Origin of the sequence: Bradyrhizobium algeriense, assembly GCF_036924595.1 — a bacterium.
GTDB lineage: Bacteria > Pseudomonadota > Alphaproteobacteria > Rhizobiales > Xanthobacteraceae > Bradyrhizobium > Bradyrhizobium algeriense.
This window is the reverse complement of record NZ_JAZHRV010000001.1, coordinates 4000220-4014938: the sequence shown is the minus strand read 5'-3', so window position 1 is coordinate 4014938 and position 14719 is coordinate 4000220. Positions and strand designations below refer to the sequence as shown.

The 14719-nt window shown below is 63.2% G+C and carries 13 protein-coding genes; 4 read left to right on the top strand and 9 right to left on the bottom strand.

Features of this window, described 5'->3' with window-relative positions; genetic code table 11:
• Window positions 1–48: 48 nt before the first annotated feature.
• A complete protein-coding gene (locus V1286_RS19585; RefSeq protein ID WP_334481843.1) occupies window positions 49–1353 on the top strand; it encodes a TRAP transporter large permease in 1305 nt (434 codons plus the stop codon).
• A 175-nt stretch (window positions 1354–1528) separates the two neighbouring features.
• On the top strand, window positions 1529–2152 hold the full coding sequence (pncA, locus tag V1286_RS19580; RefSeq protein ID WP_334481841.1) for a bifunctional nicotinamidase/pyrazinamidase: 624 nt from the start codon (window positions 1529–1531) through the stop codon (window positions 2150–2152).
• Between the two features lie 13 nt (window positions 2153–2165).
• Here the strand turns inward: pncA and V1286_RS19575 are convergent, their stop codons facing one another.
• The 8 genes from V1286_RS19575 to V1286_RS19540 are packed head-to-tail and all read right to left on the bottom strand — an operon-like array spanning window position 2166 to window position 10162.
• Window positions 2166–3722 carry a hydantoinase/oxoprolinase family protein gene (locus tag V1286_RS19575; protein ID WP_334481840.1) on the bottom strand — a complete coding sequence of 519 codons (1557 nt, stop codon included), beginning with the start codon at window positions 3720–3722 and terminating at the stop codon, window positions 2166–2168.
• Between the two features lie 4 nt (window positions 3723–3726).
• Window positions 3727–4836, bottom strand: coding sequence for a DUF917 domain-containing protein (locus V1286_RS19570; protein ID WP_334481839.1), 1110 nt, complete (start codon window positions 4834–4836; stop codon window positions 3727–3729).
• On the bottom strand, window positions 4833–5507 hold the full coding sequence (locus V1286_RS19565) for an AroM family protein (protein ID WP_334481838.1): 675 nt from the start codon (window positions 5505–5507) through the stop codon (window positions 4833–4835). The genes V1286_RS19570 and V1286_RS19565 overlap by 4 nt, the downstream gene beginning before the upstream one ends.
• A gap of 4 nt (window positions 5508–5511) precedes the next feature.
• Window positions 5512–6585, bottom strand: coding sequence for an ABC transporter ATP-binding protein (locus V1286_RS19560; RefSeq protein ID WP_334481836.1), 1074 nt, complete (start codon window positions 6583–6585; stop codon window positions 5512–5514).
• Complete coding sequence (locus V1286_RS19555; protein ID WP_334481834.1) at window positions 6582–7640, bottom strand: extracellular solute-binding protein; 1059 nt, start codon at window positions 7638–7640, stop codon at window positions 6582–6584. Before V1286_RS19555 ends, V1286_RS19560 begins: the two co-directional genes overlap by 4 nt.
• Window positions 7641–7668: 28 nt before the next feature.
• The gene (locus tag V1286_RS19550) at window positions 7669–8490 is read right to left on the bottom strand and encodes an ABC transporter permease (RefSeq protein WP_334481832.1); all 822 of its coding nucleotides are present in this window, start codon (window positions 8488–8490) and stop codon (window positions 7669–7671) included.
• Between the two features lie 8 nt (window positions 8491–8498).
• Entirely contained in the window at window positions 8499–9371 is an 873-nt protein-coding gene (locus tag V1286_RS19545) for an ABC transporter permease (protein ID WP_108514045.1), read from the bottom strand.
• A complete protein-coding gene (locus V1286_RS19540; protein ID WP_334481831.1) occupies window positions 9368–10162 on the bottom strand; it encodes an IclR family transcriptional regulator in 795 nt (264 codons plus the stop codon). The genes V1286_RS19545 and V1286_RS19540 overlap by 4 nt, the downstream gene beginning before the upstream one ends.
• Before the next feature lie 366 nt (window positions 10163–10528).
• Between V1286_RS19540 and V1286_RS19535 the strand changes: the two genes are divergently transcribed.
• Window positions 10529–12091: an ABC transporter substrate-binding protein gene (locus V1286_RS19535; RefSeq protein WP_334481830.1), complete on the top strand. Its 1563-nt coding sequence runs from the start codon at window positions 10529–10531 to the stop codon at window positions 12089–12091.
• Between the two features lie 4 nt (window positions 12092–12095).
• Window positions 12096–13679: a GMC family oxidoreductase gene (locus V1286_RS19530; protein WP_334481829.1), complete on the top strand. Its 1584-nt coding sequence runs from the start codon at window positions 12096–12098 to the stop codon at window positions 13677–13679.
• A 35-nt stretch (window positions 13680–13714) separates the two neighbouring features.
• Here the strand turns inward: V1286_RS19530 and V1286_RS19525 are convergent, their stop codons facing one another.
• A complete protein-coding gene (locus V1286_RS19525; RefSeq protein ID WP_334481828.1) occupies window positions 13715–14614 on the bottom strand; it encodes a LysR family transcriptional regulator in 900 nt (299 codons plus the stop codon).
• Between the last annotated feature and the right edge of the window lie 105 nt (window positions 14615–14719).

The following is a 14719-nucleotide window of genomic DNA, read 5'->3' as shown; positions in this document are numbered from 1 at the left end:
CGCAACGAAGGCCAGCGCCGCCGCTCCCGCCGCCGGAAAGCGAGTTTCATGAGTATCGAAGTCGTCAGCCTGTTCGCCATTCTGTTCGCGCTGCTGGCGGGGGGCCTCTGGATCGGGTTGACCCTTGCACTCACCGCGACCTTGCTGCTTGCGATGTTCCGGTCGATCCCGCTCGACAAGCTGCTACCGCAATACGCTTGGAACATCCTGACCACGCAGGAGCTGCTGGCTCTGCCGCTGTTCATCCTGATGGGCGAGCTGTTGTTCCGTACCAAGTTGTCGCGATCGCTGTTTCAGGGGCTGGCGCCGTGGGCCGGACTGCTGCCGGGACGTCTTTTGCATGTGAACGTGATCGGCTGCACGATCTTCGCGGCGATCTCGGGTTCGTCGGCGGCGACGACGCAAGTGATTGGCCGCATGTCGCTCAACGAACTGCTGCGCCGGGGTTATTCCAGGGATATCGCGATTGGCTCGCTCGCAGGCGCCGGCACGCTGGGCTTTCTGATTCCACCCTCGAACATCATGATCATCTATGGCGTTCTCGGCGACGTCTCGATCCTGAAGCTGTTCACCGCCGGAGTCCTGCCGGGACTGCTGCTGGCAGGAACCTTCATGGGCTGGGTGATGCTGCACACCACCCTGAACCGGACGCTGGTGCCGGAGGCCGAGGCGAAGCTCGCGCTGGTCCCCTGGCGCGAACGCTTCGCCGCGCTGAAGGACCTTGCGCCGGCCTTGTTTCTGATCGCATGCGTGCTCGGCTCGATGTATGGCGGCCTTGCGACGCCGTCGGAGGCGGCAGCGGTCGGCGTGCTCGGCGCCGCGCTGGTTGCCTGGGGCCAGGGATCGTTGTCGCAGCAGGTGATGCGCGATGTGGTCATCGGGTCGGTGGTCACCTGCTCGATGATCGCGCTGATCGTGCTCGGCGCGTCGATCCTGGGGAACGCCGCGGCGTTCCTCGGCATTCCGCAATCCGTGGCCGCGTTTGTGAAAAGCCTTGGCCTGTCGCCCTTCATGCTGATCGTCGTGCTGATCGGCTTCTACCTTGTCCTCGGTTGTTTCCTCGACGGCTTTTCGATGATCGTGATGACGTTGCCGATCGTGCTGCCGATCGTGAAGGCCTCGGGCTTCGATGAGATCTGGTTCGGAATCTTCCTCGTGCTTGCCGTCGAGATGGCGCAGATCACGCCGCCCGTCGGCTTCAACCTGTTCGTTATCCAGGGCCTGACGGATGACGGGCTCGGCTATATCGCGCGGGTGACGTTACCCTACCTAACCATCATGGTCGGCTTCGTGCTGCTGCTGACGCTTTTTCCGGGCATCGTCACGATCCTGCCCAAACTTCTCTACGGATAACCGCCCCACGCCGCGGAAGACTGCCGCGACGGACCCCGATTGGCACACCGGCTTTCCAGGGTGAGCACGGCAGAAAGGTGTTCCGCGATTTTAGCCTTGCTTTGCATGGTGGTCTACTTTGGAAAACGCCCGTCTTGCGCTAGAGTTTGGCGATCAAGACAATCGCAGGTCCAGAATGCAGATCCGACCAGGCAACGATGATTTGTTGCTGATTATCGACGTGCAGAACGATTTCTGCCCTGGTGGTGCGCTTGCCGTCGCCGATGGCGATGCCGTGGTGCCAGTCATCAATCGCCTCGCCGAACGCTTCGATCATGTGGTGCTGACCCAGGACTGGCATCCGCCAGGCCACAGCTCTTTCGTCACATCGCATCCGGGAGCGAGCCCCTTCGAAAGTGTCGCTATGCCATATGGTCAGCAAACGCTTTGGCCTGATCATTGCGTCCAGGGCACCGCCGGGGCGGCGTTTCATCCGGAACTCGCGGTCGACCTGGCAGAGCTGATAATTCGGAAAGGCTTCCGTCCCGAAATCGATTCTTACTCTGCCTTTTTTGAAAACGATCGGCGCACGCCTACCGGTCTGGCGGGCTATTTGCGCGACCGCGGCTTGCGGCGAATCTTCCTCGCCGGGCTCGCCACCGATTTTTGCGTCCACTATTCCGCCGTGGATGCGCGCCGGCTCGGCTTCGACGCCGTGCTTGTTGAGGCCGGATGCAGGGCCATCGATCTTGCGGGCTCGCTCGACGCCGCCTGGGCAGGGATGGCTGCCATCGGCGTGCAGCGTGTCAATGATCTTTAGTGCGAGCCGTCGCTTAGGCGACCTCCCGGCTGGCTTCGATCCGGTTGAGCGCGCCGGCAACCCGGACGCGGACGCGCAGTGAATTGCCCGGCAGGTAAGCGATCGGCATATCCTCGATCTCGATCGTCTTCAGGCTGCCGGGATCGGCGCCCGCGTTGATAGCCTTGCGTTCGGCGATTTCCAACGCCGCCGCAATGGCCTCGTCGCGTGCGAGATCGCGGAAGACCTGATCGGCCTCGCCGCTGACGCGGGCAATCGCTGCACCGACCGCATTGGCGCAATCGCCGAAGGGGACCCGGATGATCTGCGACACGCCGGCCAGCTTTTCGGGCACCAGGAAGGCGCCGCCGCCTACCGCAATCAGGGGCGCGTCGCCGGCTTCGGTTTTCATGCGGTCGATATTTTCTTCGAGCTGCCGCGTGGCGTCGGTGAGCGCCGCGGCGATCATATCTTTCGAGATCGACGCGACGCGGGAGCGATCGCCTATATCGAGCAGCCCGGCTGCGACCGCGATATCGGTGGCGGTCAACTGTTCGCCACCGAAGACAAGCGCATCCTGCGTCAGACGGTAGCCGACGCTGAGCGGGCCCACCTTCGCCGACGCTGGATCGATATGGCTGCCGCCACCGAGACCGATCGACAGCAGGTCCGGCATGCGGAACAGCGTGCGCACGCCGCCGATCTCGACGACCGCATTGGCCTCGCGCGGAAATCCATGGCGCAATTGGCCGATATCGCTTGTTGTGCCGCCGACGTCCACGACCAGGGCGTCTTCCAGCCCGGACAGATGCGCCGCGCCGCGCATCGAGTTGGTCGCCCCGGAGGCAAAGCTCATCACGGGAAAGGCGATGGCGGTTTCAGCCTGCATCACCGTGCCGTCGTTCTGGGTGAGGAACAGGGGGGCGTCGATGCCACTTTCGGCGGTCGCCTTGCGGAAGGCGGCCACCGTTTCGACGGCGAGGTCGTGCAGCACCGCATTGAGAAGCGCCGCATTCTCGCGCTCAAGCAGGCCGATCCGTCCAAGATCATGCGACAAAGTCACGGCGACGTCCGGGCAGATCTCCTGCAGGATATCGCGTGCCGCAATTTCGCAGCTCGGATCAAGCGGCGAGAAGATCGACGAGACTGCCACCGAGCGAAGCCCGAGATCGCCGATGCGCCGTGCGGCCGCGCGCATGCCGGCGGTGTCGAAAGGTACGATCGGCCGGCCGTCATAGTCGTGGCCGCCTTCGAGCATGAAAATCTCGCCGCGCACACCTTCGGCGAGGTCCTGTGGCCAATCGCAGAATGGCGGCAGCGAAGCGCTGGCTGGCATGCCGATCCGGATGGCCGCGACTTTCATCAAATTCCGGCGTTGGACCACGGCATTGATGAAGTGCGTAGTTCCGATCACGACCGCGTCGACCGGCCCCCGCGCGGCGGGATCGGCGCGCAACGCCTTCAGGGCGTCGAGGATGCCGGATGTCACATCCTTCGTGGTGGGACGTTTGACAGCGAAAACCACCTTGTCGCCGTCCAGCAGCACGGCGTCGGTATTGGTGCCGCCGACGTCAATTCCAATGCGTCGCATCAATCTACACTCCAGCGCCAGGGCGCTCTTCGAAAACGGAACGGAAATCCAGGTCGTAGCCAAAGGCGCGGGGGCCGACGAATTCGAGGCCGCGCGGGCTCGTCAGGACGGCGGGAGCGGGCAGGGCCACCACGGTGACACGCTGGCCGTAGCGGACCGTCTCGGTGCCGACCGCATGGCCCGAGACGCTCTCGAGCACGCAGATCAGGTCTGGCGACATCGCAACAGCCTTACCTTCGCGCCAGGCGACGATCCACTCGTTCTGGAATGAAAGTTCCAGCCGCGAGCCGCGGTCGTCATCAATGCCCTCGATCGCGACAGAGCCGCGCAGAAAGCCTTCCGTCGTCCGGCGGGCGACATCGACCACCTTGCCAGTGAAGAGCCGCTTGCCGCCTTCGCTTTCGAGCAGGGCTGCGATCGGATCGGTGTGCAGGCGGTTGGCTTCGCGCACCAGCCGGCCGATCCGGATCGCGGCGGTGGTCGTGAAGTGAATGCCCCAATCCTTCACTTCCCGGCCGGTGCGGGGTGCCTTGCTGGTCGAAGCGATCGAGCCCATCTCGACGCAGATCTTGCGACTGGCCCGCTCCATCCATTTCCAGCTTGGCACTTTCGTGACAATCGCTTCGATGCCGCGGGGATCGTACAGCGTGCAGGGGTAGGGTCGCAGCCCGCCGATCGCCACCGAGGTCATCTGCGCCTCCGGGAAGGCGCGCCCCATGCAATCGGCGTCGACGACGGGTATATTGAGATGGGCGGCGGCCATCAGCGCCTGCGTGCCGTTGCCGCCACCGATCTCGACCGACATCACGGCGCGGAATTTGAACCTGCCGAATTCCTCCTGCATCTCAACTGCGCGGGCGATGTTGCGGCTGTCGGCGAGGCGCTCCTGGCCGATCAGCGGCGCCCCCATGTTGGAGACAACCGCGACACGATCGTCATCATCGAGATCCAGCGGCGACATCAATTGCACGCGATAGCCTTCCGCGTAGAGCCGGCGCAGGTTGAGCAGGCCCAGATAGGGGCTGCCGCCGCCGCCGGTGCCGAGAATCCAGGCGCCGACGGCGAGGGATTCGATATCCTCAAGCGTGATCTCGGTGAGAACCGGCTCATTCATGCGACCAGCTCCTCGACGGCACGTGCGGCGGCGGCGATGGCGAGGATGACCGGCCCGCCATAGCTCTGGCGTACACGCGCCTTGTCGGCCCGCGTGTAGCTCATGCAATCCATCACGACGAGATCCGGCGACAGGGCCGCCATTTTCCGAGCGGCCTCATCGACGGCCCCGGCATCGGAACCAGGCCGCAACGTCACGCCGACAACTTCGACGTCCGGTCGCTGCCATTTTCCGGCGATCAGCGCCGTCTGTTCCGGCAGCGGCGAGAAGATTCCGAGACGTCCCTTCGGAAAGACCGCCTCGACCATATGGTGCAGCACGGCCGAGGGCAGGATCACCAGACCATCCGGCGCAAGACTTGGAAATTTGCCGGTGCAGGCGAGCATGGCGACCTTGACGCCCTCGCGCGCGAAATTCTCGATCTGGATCGCCGCTCGCGCCTCGACCGCCTTCTTGCTGATGGTGACGCTGTCGCCATCCGGCAGCAGGGTGAACAAGGCGTCGTGGCCGTCGCTCGGCGGAATCGCGTCTATCTCGGCGCGCGTCATGCCGTCGAGCGCGCCGCGCAGATCGATCTCCAGCCCGGGTGATAGCACCGCTGCGATTTCGTCCACGACGGAAGGCCGCGGGCTCTGGCCGATGACGACCACGCCCATGCGTTGTTGTTGCATGATATCAATCCCTCAAGATCACGATGTCGGACGGTTTCCAGCGCAGGGCCACGGCAGCGCCGGCTTGAAACAGCTCAAGTGAGCCATTGTTGGGTTGTTGCGCGAGTACGCGCCTGCCGCCGGCCGTCTCGATGCGGTAAAGCACCGAGCCACCCTGGAAATTAGCGCTCTCGACGACACCATCGAGGCCATGTCCGGTTCGCGCGGACGGGGTGGCCAGACTGATCTTTTCCGGCCGAAGCGCGATTGAAACCGCACCGGTCGCCTCTGGCGGGGCGGCAAGCTCGATCGACAGACCCTTGTCGACCTGCAAGACGGAACCGCCCCCTCCATCGCGGATCACTTCGCCGCGGAACAAGTTGGTGTCACCGATGAAATCAGCGACGAAGCGCGTGCTTGGCCGGTCGTAGATATCGGACGGTGCGCCGATCTGCTCGACCTTGCCGGCATTCATCACGGCGATCCGGTCAGACATCGCGAGCGCTTCTTCCTGGTCGTGGGTGACGAAGACCATGGTCAGGCCGAGTTTGCGCTGCAACTGCTTCAGCTCGAATTGCATCGCTTGCCGCAGCTTCTTGTCGAGCGCGCCGAGCGGTTCGTCGCAAAGCAATACCCGCGGCTCGATCACGATGGCGCGGGCCAAAGCGACGCGCTGCTGCTGGCCCCCGGAGAGCTGGCCGGGGCGGCGGTCCTCGTATCCGACGAGCTCTACCTGTGCCAACGCATCCGCGACCTTGCGGGCAATCGTGGTGCGCTCCATGCCGCGCATGCGCAAGCCGAAGGCAACGTTTTCGCCGACCGTGCGATGCGGAAACAGCGCATAGTTCTGGAATACCATCCCCATGTCGCGCTTGTGTGCAGGCACATGCGTGACATCGACCCCACCGACCTCGATGACACCTTCGGTCGGCGTCTCGAAGCCGGCGATCATTCGGAGAGTCGTCGTCTTGCCGCAGCCGGAGGGCCCGAGCAGCGAGAAGAATTCTCCCTCTCGAATGCTCATATCGACGGCATCGACGGCGCGCGTGTTGCCGTCATAGGTCTTGGTGACGCCTACAATGTCGATACGGGTGCTCATGCGCGGAAGATGCGGTTGACGCGGGAATCGATCTCGTCCTTGCGCGCGTTGTACCATTTCCAGTCGGGCTGGATCAGCTTGGCTACCTTCTCCGGCGTGGTCAGAAGTTTTTCGTTGTACTTGTCGTCGAGCTTCACCTTGCTGTTGGCAGGCGAATACCAGACCGACTCCGCCAGCGTTTTCTGCACGTTCGGGCGCAGCATGTAGTTCACATAGGCGTTGGCGAGTTCGCGAACCTTGGTGCCCGGCGTGAGCGTGAGGACTTGTTCAAGCGAGAGAACGCCCTCGGACGGCGCGACGAAGGTGGTCGGCTGGTTCTGGCCGTCATAGCGCAGGATGCCGGAATCATGGATCACCGCAAGCCCCACTTCGCCTGAAAGGATCATCTTTTCCATCGTGCCGGTGAAGTCGACCAGCTTGATCGGCTTCAGCTTTTCCATCGCCGCATAGGCGGCGTCGAGATCGGTCATCCCCTTGCCAAAGAGCGCACCGGTCATCATCAGGAAGGCTTGGCCGAGGCTGTTCACCGGAATGACATAGCCGCCGCGCACGCCGTCGTAGGCGCGGTCCCAGAGGTCCTTCCAGGATGAGACCTTGCCGTAGCCCTTGTCGGTGCGCATGCCGAGGCCGATGGCGCTGGTGAAGATGCAGACGCCGACCATCTTGTCGCTGACCGCGTAAGGATAGACGTCGGCGATATTCGGCACCTGCTTGGCGTCGATCTTGGGTTCGACGATCCCCATCTCCAGCGCAGCCCATTGCTCGTTGGAATTGGTGTGCAGCACGTCATAGACCGGCGCTGAACGTGGGCTGGCCTGGAGCTTGGGCAGGTATGGAAAGGCCGAGTCCGTCTCGACCTTGCACTTGAACTCCTTCTCAAAGGCGGGGATCAGCTCGCTCGACATGGTTTGTCCCCATTTGCCACCCCATCCGGTGATGCGCAGCGTCGCCGCATCGGCGCGGGCGATGTGGGGAGCGGCGATCACGCCGATGCCGGCGGCGGCGCTGGTGGCGAGGAACTGACGTCGGTTCAGCGGCAGGCGGGTCATGGTCATGGGACGATCCTTTCTCAGAAGATGAAAGTCATAGCTTTGCGTAGGACCTGAGCCCGACCGTGCGATCGAGCCCGAAGACGACGAGCACGGCGAGCAGAATCGAGACCACCGAGGCGGCGCCGATCGTTCCGTCCAGATCGAACTTCAGATAGTTGAACAACGTGATCGGCAGCGTTTCGCGGCCCGGGGAGACCAGGAAAAGCGATACCGGAAACTGATCGAAGGAGACGATGAAGGCGAACACGGCTCCCGCCATGACGCCGGGCTTGGTCAGCGGCAGCGTCACCTCGAAATAGGTGCGCAAGGGACCGGCGCCGAGGTTGCGCGCAGCTTCTTCTAGGCGGGTATCGAAGTTCTGCAGAACCGCCAGCGTGGTGCGCACCACATAGGGAATCGATACCAGCGTATGGCCGAGCACCAGTCCCCAGAGCGGGCGGCCGACATCCAGCAGGACGTAGGACTGGAACAGCGCAAGGCCGGTCAGGATCGCCGGCAGCATGAGCGGAGACAACATGATCGCGGTGATGACGCGCGAGCCGGGAAGTCCGCCGCGCGCCAAGGCGAGGGCGGCGCTGGCGCCGAACAGGGTCGCGGCGATGGTTGTCATCGCAGCGACCTCAAGGCTCAACCACAAAGCATTCATGAAGTCGCGCGAAGCGAAGAATTTTTCGAACCAGCGCAACGAAACGCCAACCGGCGGAAACTGGATATAGGGGGTCGGATTGAGGGCGAATACGAAGACGATGGCGATCGGTGCCAGCAGGAAAACCACCACCGCGACATTGAGGGCCAGGTAGCAGAAGCGGCCGAGGCGAAGGGTAAGGCGAGGGGTGGACGGTGCGGTGATCATCGGCGGCCTCACTGCAGATCGCGCTGGCCGGAGACCAGCCCGAGGATGCGGTTATAGGCAATGACCAGAACCAGCGAGATGGTCAGTAGCACCATGCCAAGCGCCGCGGCAAAGCCGACATTGAAGCTCGAGGAGATCTGCTGGTAGATCAGCATGGGAAGCGTCATGATCTGGAAGCCGCCCATCAGGATCGGGGTGACATAGGCGCTGATGGCCAGCGCAAAGACCAGGAGCGAGCCGGCCAGGATGCCCGGCAGGCTCAGGGGCAGCGTCACTTCGAGGAAAGCGCGGAGCGGCGAGGCGCCAAGATTTTGCGCCGCATGCTCCAGCCGCTCGTCGATCCGCCCGATGACGCCGACCAGGGTCAGAACCATGTAGGGCACGTAGATATGCGTCAGGCCCAGCACGATGCTGAATTCGTTGTACATCAGCGGCAGCGGTTTCGAGATCAGGCCGAGGCCGATCAAGGCCTGGTTGATCGCGCCTTTGTCCGACAACAGCGCCATCCAGGCAAAGGTGCGGACGACAATGCCCGTCAGCATCGGCGTCAATACCGCCATCATCAGCATGGCATAGGCTGTGCGGCCACGAACACGTGCCATCAAATGGGCCAGCGGGTAGCCGATCAGCAAGGCCGCCAGCGTGGTGAGCAGGCCAATCCGCAGCGTGGTCCAGATCACCTCGAAATAATAAGTGTCGTCGAGAATCCTCCGATAATATTTGGTCGTGAAATCGACATTTGCCTGCACGACCGGATTGCCGGTGAGCAGGCTGATCATGGCCATCAGCCCCATCGGCAGGAAGAAGAACAGGGCGAACAGCAGCGCGCTCGGCGCGATCAGCCAGGCAATTGGCGTGATACCCGCGCGAGCCGCATTCATCTTGCTGCAGCCCTGCGTATGGGTGTGCTGCGATCCAGTGCGAGCCATATCGGATCATCGAAGAGCCGCCCGAGGTCGACCGCCATCGCACGCAGGGCTTGCCAAAGCTTCGCGCGCTCTTCAGCTGAGGTCAGCTGGCTCGGATAGGATACGGCGACCCCGATCGTTTCATTGGTGTCGCGACGGGTGAGTGCGAAACCCAGCGAGCCTACGCCCGGCAAGGATTCGTTGCTGGCTTCGGAATAGCCGGTGCGGCGGATTTCGGCGATACGCGCCATCAGCGCCGTCAGATTCCGCGGCGCAGACGGCGAGATGGCCGGCAACGGTTTCGGCATGCGGGCGCGAATATCTGCGTCGCCGAGGCGCGCAAGCATAGCGCGGCCATTGGACGTCGCGAAGGCCGGCGCGCGTACGCCGGGTGGCGTCACCACCTGAAGCGGATTGGATCCGGGGACGACGCGCAGCACGACCTGTTCGGCGCCGTCGAGCACGGAAATGTAGCCGGTATGGCCGGTCTTGGCGCAGACCGCGCGCAGCCGCTGCTCGGCGAGGGCCACAAAGTCATTTTGCGTCCGATGCAAGCGGCCGAGTTCGAACACCAGCAGGCCCGGCCGGTAGCGGCGGGTCAAGGCGTCCTGCTCCAGCAGTCCACATTCCTTGAGCTGACGCAGCAGCCGTGACGTCGAGCTCTTCGGCTTGCCGGTGAGCCGGATCACGTCGGCATTGCTGATCTCCGGCTGATGCGGCGCGAAGCAGCGCAAGATTTCGATGGCGTTGTCGAGGGCGCTCATGGTCTTGTACGGGCTTTCCGAGCAGTTCCGGAAAATGGAACAGAGTTTTTAATTTTGAGACTTGGAAGGGAGGCCGTCAACGGGTGGATGCGCAGCATTTTTGAACAATCCACGCTCAAAATTCGCGCAACTGACCAAAGATTGCTGTTTGAGTGACGTCGTTGAGTTGGTCCAGTCTCGCCGCGACATTCTTGGTGCGGCGTCGCTATCACCGCGCATGTGATCAAACGCGCATCAGGTAGTCGCTGTGACATGCGCAGCGCAGTTCCTACGGCATGGACATTGCTTGAGAGACCAACTGCTCGCGAGGTGCATTGGCCGTTTCCAAATCCTCCCAGACTCTGCTCACGAACCTGAAAGGCACCCATGTCCAAATTGAAGGCTTTCTTCCCTGCGATGTTTTCGCTCGCGCTTATCGCGGCTCCAGCGGTTACGCCGGCCTATTCCGGCGGCAATCTTGTCGCGGTGCTGGAAGCGGAAATCGCCACGCTCGATCCGCATTTTACGCCGGCTTATATCTCGCGGACGTTCGGATTCATGGTGTTCGACACCCTGTTCGCAAAGGACGCCAAGGGCGAGGTCAAGCCGCAAATGGTGCAGGACTGGAAGGTTTCGCCTGATGGTTTGATCTACACGTTCACGCTGCGCGACGGCCTGAAATGGCATGATGGCCAGCCGGTTACATCCGCGGACTGCGTCGCGTCGCTGCGACGCTGGGGCCAGCGCAACGCACTCGGCCGGCGAATCTTCGCCATTACCGCGTCGCTCGAACCGAGTGATGCCAAAACTTTCGTGCTGACGCTGAAAGAGCCGTCGGGCCTGGTGATAGACGCGCTCGGCAATCCCGTGAGCCCTGTCGCCTTCATGATGCCCGAGCGCGTCGCCAAGACGCCCGCCGATCAACGCATCACCGAAATCGTTGGCTCCGGACCGTTTGTCTACAGCCAGGCTGATCACCGCACCGGCGATCGCATGATCCTGAAAAAATTCGCCGATTATATGTCACGCTCCGAACCCGCCGACTTCCTGGCCGGTGGCAAGCGCGTCAATATCGACACGCTGGAAATTCGCGTCATCCCCGACGGTTCCACCGCCGCATCTGCGCTGCAGACCGGCGAGGTGGATTACATGCAGTACGCGCCGTTCGATCTGCTGCCGGTCCTCGAAAAGAATGCCAAGGTGAAGGTCGTGAACTTCACCGGAGGCAACATGTTTGCCGGCGCCTATCGCCTCAACGCCGCGCAGAAGCCGTTCGACGATCCGGCGATCCGGCGCGTGCTGTGGAAGCTGGTCGATCAGCGCGAGGTGTTGGATGGGCTGGGCCTCGATGCCAAATACGCCACGCCTTGCGCAACATTCTTCACCTGCGGCACCACCTATGACAGCAAGGCCGGAACCGGCGCCGCAGCGAACCCATCCATTGAGGCGGCGCGCGCGGCACTCAAGGCGACGAAATACGCCGGCGAGCCGATTATCGTGATGCAGGCCAGCGACCTCGAAGCGCCGCGCATTTCGGCGCAGGTTCTTGCCGAGAAGCTGAAGCAGGCCGGCTTCAACGTCGATTTGCAGGTGATGGATTGGGCCTCGGTGCTTGCCCGTCGCACCAAGAAAGAAGGCTGGAGCGTTTATGGCGTTCACGCCGGCGGCTTCGATCTGGCCTCGCCGCTTACGAACGTCATGGTGGCGTTCAACTGCGTCGACTTCACGGGCTGGCAATGCGACGCGCGCATCACGCCGCTGCTGGATGCCTTTGCCAAGGCACCCGCCGAGGAGGATCGCAAGAAGATCGCTGCGGAGATTCAGACTGTGATGTACGATCAGGCTCCGGGCATTCCGTGGGGGCAGTTCGCCCAGCCGGCTGCCTATCGCGCCAATCTGCGCGGTTTGATACCGTCGGCGATTCCGATTTTCTGGAACATCGAGAAGTAACGCCATGTATGACGTCATTGTAGTTGGCGGCGGCTCTGCCGGCGCCGCGGTTGCCGCCCGGCTGTCCGAGGACCCCGCCAGGCGCGTGCTGCTGCTGGAAGCCGGCCTCGACTGGCGCGCCGACGAGGCGCCCTGGGAAGTCCGCACGCCGAACCCGATCCCGATCATTCACAAGCGCGAATATCAGGAGAAATGGCAGTGGCCGAATCTTTTGACCCGCCGAGTGGCGGGACAGGAGGCGCGCTTCTATTGGCGCGGCAAGGGCCTCGGCGGCAGTTCGATGATGAACGGCCAGATCGCCATCCGCGGCGTCGCGGACGCGTTCGACGACTGGGCGGCCGGTGGCTGCACCGGCTGGTCGGCAAAAGAGGTGATGCCGCTGTTCTCGGTCATCGAGGATGATTTCGAGTTCGGCGACAGCGCAGGCCATGGCCGTGGTGGACCGTTGCCGGTCTATCGCGCGCCGCCGGAGAAGTGGGGCCCGATCGACCGTGGGCTCCGCGACGCTGCGCTGGCATCGGGCTATCCGTGGTGTGCCGACCTCAACGGAGCGGACGGCGAGGGCGTCGCCTGCTATCCGATCAACAGCCGCGACAGCCGGCGCATCACCACCAATGAAGCCTATCTGGAGCCGGCGCGCGGCCGCGCCAACCTGGAAATCCGGGGGCATGCGCTGGTCGATCGCCTCTTGATCAGGGATGGCCGGGCCACCGGCGTACTGGTCCACATCGAAGGGCAGGGCAGTTTGGAAATCAGCGCGCGCGAGATCGTGCTGTGCGCCGGCGCCATCCACAGCCCGGCGATATTGCTGCGTTCGGGCATCGGCCCCGCCGACGAGCTGAAGGCGATGGGCATCGCGGTCGAGCGCGACTTGCCGGTCGGCAAGCACTTCTTCGACCATCCGCTGTTTCGCGCCACCATACAGCTGCGCGAGGAATTTCGACCGACAGACCCGGATACACGTCATACCAACTGCTGCGTGACGTATTCGTCCGGGCTTGCGAATGGCGGCAAGCGCGACATGATCCTGATCGCCTTCAACCACCGCGGCATCGGCACCCCCGGCGCCATCGGCGCAGGTCTGTTCAACGCCTACTCGCGCGGTCATTTGAAGCTGGCTTCGACCGACGCTTCGATCGACCCGATCGTCGAAGAAAACATGCTTGCCGATGACCGCGACCTGCTGCGCATGGTCGACGCGGTGAAGCGACTGGCCGTGCTCACCACCCGGCCGGCGCTGGCTGAAATCAGCGACTGGATTCGCCTGATCGATACCGACCTGACGCTGCCGCAGGCCGCTTCACTGCCGAATGGGGAGCTCGAAGCGCTGCTTCGCCGCGAAACCGGCGACATTCAGCATGCCGCCGGTTCCTGTCGCATGGCGGGCTTCAACGACGCCAATGGCGTGGTGAACCCGGATGGCACCGTGAAAGGAATCGCCGCGCTGCGCGTGGCGGATGCTTCGATCATGCCGTCCGATTGCCGCGCCAACACCCATTTCACCACGGTGGTGATTGGCGAGGCGATTGCGCGGATGATGATGCGGAAGACGGACGTGTCGAACGACGCTGCCGCCATGGCGCTGTAAGCAACGAGCCCGAGCAGCCTCGGGCCGCGCAACGCTCAAGAGGCACCTTGGTCCAGGGACCGGCTCGCCTGCCGGACTTCATTCAGGAACGCCTTGGCCAGGCGCGATAGCGGCTCCGCCTCGGACCACAGCATATAGGCCACGGCCACGGTCTTGGGCGTGAAAGGCCGAACGATGAGGTCCTGGCTACCGCCCTGGCGCGGCGAAAACGGATCGACGACCGCCGCGCCCACGCCGGCGGCCGCGAGCACGCAGGCCGTATTGCAGTAGCGCACCTCGACGGTCGGCTGGAACGGCGCGCCGGCCTGCGCAAAGCTCTCGCGCACGGCTTCGCCCAACCGCGTGCCGCGCTCCAGCCCGATGAAGGGCAAGCCGACAAGGTCGGAAGCTGAAATGACCGGCCGTTCGGCCAGCGGATGGTTCGGCGGCAGGACGCAAACCATTTCGCCGGTATGAACCACCTCATGCGCAATGCCGGGGTGATGCGACAGCCCGAGCGCGAAGCCGAGTTCGGCGACCCTGCTCGACACGCCGTCGATGATTCCTTCGTAACGCCGCACATCGAAGAAGACGCGCGTCTGCTGACGGCGGCGCAGGAAGTTCGATAAAGCGCGCGGAATGATGCTGTAGGCCAGCGGTGGCGTCGCCACGATCGAAAGAAGCCCCGAGCGGCATTCCCTCAAGTCGCGCACGCGATTTTCGAGTTTGGCGTGGAGCGCAAAGATCGCTTCGCTTTCCTTGTAGAGCGCCATCGCCTCTGATGTCGGGAACAGCCGGTTGTTGACACGCTCGAACAAGGCGAAGCCCGCCTGCGCCTCCATCGCCTTCAGCGCGTTGCTGATCGCCGGTTGCGACAGCGCCAGTTCGTCGGCCGCCGCGACCGTGGTCCGATGACGGATAACCGCACGGAGGATCTCCAATTGGCGCAGATTCATATAACTACCGGTTATTGTCTCACCGAAAATATCATAGCACGAGTAATTGCGTTTAGGGCTGCGCTTCCGCGTAATCACCTCTGCATCGGAGCGCTATCGGAGCGG

What these genes read in the sequence shown, in the direction of transcription:
- V1286_RS19550 (WP_334481832.1), bottom strand. Translation starts at nt 8,490, where the DNA reads ATGATCACCGCACCGTCCACCCCTCGCCTTACCCTTCGCCTCGGCCGC.
- V1286_RS19525 (WP_334481828.1), bottom strand. Translation starts at nt 14,614, where the DNA reads ATGAATCTGCGCCAATTGGAGATCCTCCGTGCGGTTATCCGTCATCGG.
- pncA (WP_334481841.1), top strand. Translation starts at nt 1,529, where the DNA reads ATGCAGATCCGACCAGGCAACGATGATTTGTTGCTGATTATCGACGTG.
- V1286_RS19560 (WP_334481836.1), bottom strand. Translation starts at nt 6,585, where the DNA reads ATGAGCACCCGTATCGACATTGTAGGCGTCACCAAGACCTATGACGGC.
- V1286_RS19535 (WP_334481830.1), top strand. Translation starts at nt 10,529, where the DNA reads ATGTCCAAATTGAAGGCTTTCTTCCCTGCGATGTTTTCGCTCGCGCTT.
- V1286_RS19555 (WP_334481834.1), bottom strand. Translation starts at nt 7,640, where the DNA reads ATGACCATGACCCGCCTGCCGCTGAACCGACGTCAGTTCCTCGCCACC.
- V1286_RS19540 (WP_334481831.1), bottom strand. Translation starts at nt 10,162, where the DNA reads ATGAGCGCCCTCGACAACGCCATCGAAATCTTGCGCTGCTTCGCGCCG.
- V1286_RS19545 (WP_108514045.1), bottom strand. Translation starts at nt 9,371, where the DNA reads ATGAATGCGGCTCGCGCGGGTATCACGCCAATTGCCTGGCTGATCGCG.
- V1286_RS19585 (WP_334481843.1), top strand. Translation starts at nt 49, where the DNA reads ATGAGTATCGAAGTCGTCAGCCTGTTCGCCATTCTGTTCGCGCTGCTG.
- V1286_RS19530 (WP_334481829.1), top strand. Translation starts at nt 12,096, where the DNA reads ATGTATGACGTCATTGTAGTTGGCGGCGGCTCTGCCGGCGCCGCGGTT.
- V1286_RS19570 (WP_334481839.1), bottom strand. Translation starts at nt 4,836, where the DNA reads ATGAATGAGCCGGTTCTCACCGAGATCACGCTTGAGGATATCGAATCC.
- V1286_RS19575 (WP_334481840.1), bottom strand. Translation starts at nt 3,722, where the DNA reads ATGCGACGCATTGGAATTGACGTCGGCGGCACCAATACCGACGCCGTG.
- V1286_RS19565 (WP_334481838.1), bottom strand. Translation starts at nt 5,507, where the DNA reads ATGCAACAACAACGCATGGGCGTGGTCGTCATCGGCCAGAGCCCGCGG.